Below are 3198 nucleotides of genomic sequence, written 5' to 3' on the forward strand. Positions count from 1 at the left end.
GCCGTCCCGCGTCGGCCCCTGTCGACGCCGGGCCGCCGGAGGTCGCGGTGCGGGTCTCGGACGGCCCACAGGGCCGGCTGCTCGTGCTGGCGTCGCGATACCAGGCCGGGTGGTCGGCCACGGTCGACGGCGACCGGGTCCCGATCCGGTCCGTCTGGTCGGGTCAGGTGGGGGTACCGGTCCCCGCACGGGAGTCCGAGGTCACCGTCTCGTACGACGGGACCCGGCACGACCTGCTCCTCCTCGGCCAGGTGACGGTCCTGCTGTTCACCGTGTTCACCTCGGTCCCGTCGCGCAGGGTGCACCCCCCGGGAGGAGCGGTCAGCCGCCGTCGATGATGTCGGGTTCGACCCCGAGGTAGTTCGCGACCTGCTCCACGAGCACGTCGTGGACGAGTTCCGAGAGCTCGACCGGATCCTTCGCCCGTGCCTCCAGCGGGCGGCGGTAGAGCACGATGCGGGCGCGGGTGGGCAGGCCCGTCCGGTCGACCCCGGCCGGGACCAGGCGGGACAGCGGCACCGCGCCGTCCAGCAGCACCCCCTCGGCCTCCGGCGACGGGATCTCGGTGTCCACCTCGGGGACGTCGTCGACGGCGACGTCCAGCTCGGTCAGATCGTGCCGCCAGCGGGCCTCGATCGGTTCGAGCGCGTCGAGCACCAGCGCGTCGAACTTCTCGGCGCGGCTCGACGCCGCGGGGAGCGTGGACGGGTACAGCGGTCCGCGCAGCCCGCGTCCGTGCCGGTCCCGGCGCCGCCGCTGTCGCGAACTGGGAGCCATAGCCGGGAAGGGTACGCGCCCACGGTCGGGGTGTTTCCGGTGTGTCGGCGGTACGGAAGCCGTCCTGGCAGCTACAGTGGGACACCGTGCGGAGCGTGCGGAAGTGTTCGCGGACGGGTTGCCTCGAACCCGCGGTTGCCACGCTGACCTACGCCTACAGCGACTCGACCGCGGTGGTGGGGCCACTGGCCACGGCCTCGGAGCCCCACTCGTACGACCTCTGCGAGGCCCACGCCCTCAGTCTGACCGCACCGAAGGGGTGGGAGGTCGTCCGCCACGAAGGTGAGTTCTCCGCACCCGAGCCGTCCAGCGACGAGCTCACGGCGCTGGCCGAGGCCGTCCGTGAGGCGGGCCGCTCCGATCGTCCCGCCCCCGCCTCGGATCCGCAGCCGGAGGAGCCCAGGGGGACCGTTCGCCGGGGGCACCTCCGGGTTCTGCCCGGCCGCGCCTGACCGTCCGTGACGTGTCGGTAGGCTTTCCTGCGGGTATCGAGGCTTGCGGAGAGTCGAACGCGGCGGAGAGTCGAAGCGGCCGTGATTCGAACGGCCCTGAATCGAACGCGGCCGTGAGCCGGAAGCCAACGTCGACGACGATCGGGGAGAGGCGTGACAGACCTGTCGGCCATCGTGAAGGCCTACGACATCCGTGGGGTCGTCGGTGAGGATCTCACCGAGGAGCTGGTCACCGACTTCGGGGCGGCCTTCGCCCTGCTGATCAAGCCGGATTCGCCCTCGGTCGTCATCGGCCACGACATGCGCGACTCCTCCCCGGGCCTGGCCGCCGCCTTCGCCGAGGGGGTCACCGCACAGGGACTGGACGTCGTCTCGATCGGCCTGGCCGGCACGGACGAGCTCTACTTCGCCTCGGGGGCGCTGAACATGCCCGGGGCGATGTTCACCGCGAGCCACAACCCGGCCCGGTACAACGGGATCAAACTCTGCCGCGCGGGCGCGGCCCCGGTCGGGCAGGACTCGGGCCTCGCGGAGATCCGCGACACCGTCGAGCACGGGGTGCCCGAGTTCGGGGGGCAGGCGGGCAGCGTCACCGAACGCGACGTCCTGCCCGACTATGCCGACCACCTGCGCACGCTGGTGGACCTGACCGGGATCCGCCCGCTGACCGTCGTGGTCGACGCGGGCAACGGGATGGGCGGGCTGACCGTGCCGCGGGTGTTCGACGGGCTGCCGGTCACCCTCGACCCGTTGTACTTCGAACTCGACGGCACCTTCCCGAACCACGAGGCCAACCCGCTCGACCCGGCCAACCTCGTCGACCTGCAGGCCAGGGTGCGCGAGGTCGGTGCCGACCTCGGCCTGGCCTTCGACGGCGATGCCGACCGTTGCTTCGTGGTGGACGAGAACGGCGATCCGGTCCCGCCGAGCGCGATCACCGCGCTGGTGGCCACGCGCGAACTCGCGAAGGAACCCGGCGGGACGATCATCCATAATCTGATCACGTCGAAGGCGGTTCCGGAGATCGTCGCCGAGCACGGGGGCAAGCCCGTGCGGACCCGGGTCGGGCACTCGTTCATCAAGGAGACGATGGCCCGCACCAACGCGATCTTCGGCGGTGAGCACTCGGCGCACTACTACTTCCGGGACTTCTGGCGGGCCGACACCGGCATGCTGGCGGCCCTGCACGTGCTGGCCGCGCTCGGCGAGCAGGAGGGCACCCTGTCCGCGCTGACGGCGGACTACACCCGCTACGTCGCCTCGGGCGAGATCAACTCGACGGTCGACGACCAGGCCGCCCGGCAGGCCGCGGTGCGCGAGGCGTTCGCCCGACGCGGCGGCACGATCGACGAGTTGGACGGCCTGACGGTCGACCTCGGCGAGTCGGGCTGGTTCAATCTCCGGGCGTCCAACACGGAGCCGCTGCTGCGGTTGAACGTGGAGGCTCCCGGTGAGGCGACGATGCGGGCGCTGACCGACGAGGTGCTCGCCCTCCTCCGCGACTGACCTTCGCCTCCCGCCTGTTCCGCCGAAAGTGGTAGAGAGGAATCATGGCCGTCACGCTTGATGCGCAACTCCTCGAGGTCCTGGCCTGTCCCGCCGCCGACCACGCGCCGTTGCGGTCGGGGACACCCGACGACCCGGACGCCGACGCCCTGACCTGTACCTCCTGTGGCCGCGTGTACGAGGTGCGCGACGGGATCCCGGTGTTGCTGCTCGACGAGGCGGACCCCCCGGACACGGGATCGGCGACCGCCGCGGACACGAACTCCGCCGCCGTCCCGGACACCGACTCCGGTGGTGGCGACCGGCGCGCGAAGGACGAGCCCGACGGTGCTTGACGACACTCTGCTCGACGACCCGGAGCGGCTGTCCGACGCCGACGTCGAGGGCCTGCTGCGGGCGGTCGCCACGGCGGGCGCACAGGTGCGTGCCACCGCCGAGACCGCGGCGGAGGTCGACCTGGCCG

4 protein-coding genes and 1 pseudogene are annotated in these 3198 nt (G+C 71.9%); 4 read left to right on the plus strand and 1 reads right to left on the minus strand.

Annotated features, from left to right (window positions below; genetic code table 11):
• Window positions 1-338: pseudogene (locus SACHA_RS24405) on the plus strand (hypothetical protein); the annotation flags it as partial.
• Here the strand turns inward: SACHA_RS24405 and SACHA_RS0108795 are convergent.
• Window positions 322-777, minus strand: a complete 456-nt coding sequence (locus tag SACHA_RS0108795; RefSeq protein WP_019808910.1) for a metallopeptidase family protein — start codon at window positions 775-777, stop codon at window positions 322-324. The pseudogene SACHA_RS24405 and the gene SACHA_RS0108795 overlap by 17 nt on opposite strands.
• Before the next feature lie 86 nt (window positions 778-863).
• On the opposite strand from SACHA_RS0108795, the gene SACHA_RS0108800 reads away from it, so the two are divergent.
• The 3 genes from SACHA_RS0108800 (at window position 864) to SACHA_RS21125 (ending at window position 3070) form a co-directional block, all read left to right on the plus strand.
• Complete coding sequence (locus tag SACHA_RS0108800; protein WP_028663012.1) at window positions 864-1229, plus strand: DUF3499 domain-containing protein; 366 nt, start codon at window positions 864-866, stop codon at window positions 1227-1229.
• A gap of 153 nt (window positions 1230-1382) precedes the next feature.
• Window positions 1383-2735, plus strand: a complete 1353-nt coding sequence (locus tag SACHA_RS0108805) for a phosphomannomutase/phosphoglucomutase (RefSeq protein ID WP_019808914.1) — start codon at window positions 1383-1385, stop codon at window positions 2733-2735.
• Between the two features lie 44 nt (window positions 2736-2779).
• Window positions 2780-3070 carry a Trm112 family protein gene (locus tag SACHA_RS21125; RefSeq protein WP_019808916.1) on the plus strand — a complete coding sequence of 97 codons (291 nt, stop codon included), beginning with the start codon at window positions 2780-2782 and terminating at the stop codon, window positions 3068-3070.
• The last annotated feature ends 128 nt before the right edge of the window (window positions 3071-3198 follow it).

This window comes from Saccharomonospora halophila 8 (assembly GCF_000383775.1).
In the GTDB taxonomy this organism is placed as follows: domain Bacteria; phylum Actinomycetota; class Actinomycetes; order Mycobacteriales; family Pseudonocardiaceae; genus Saccharomonospora; species Saccharomonospora halophila.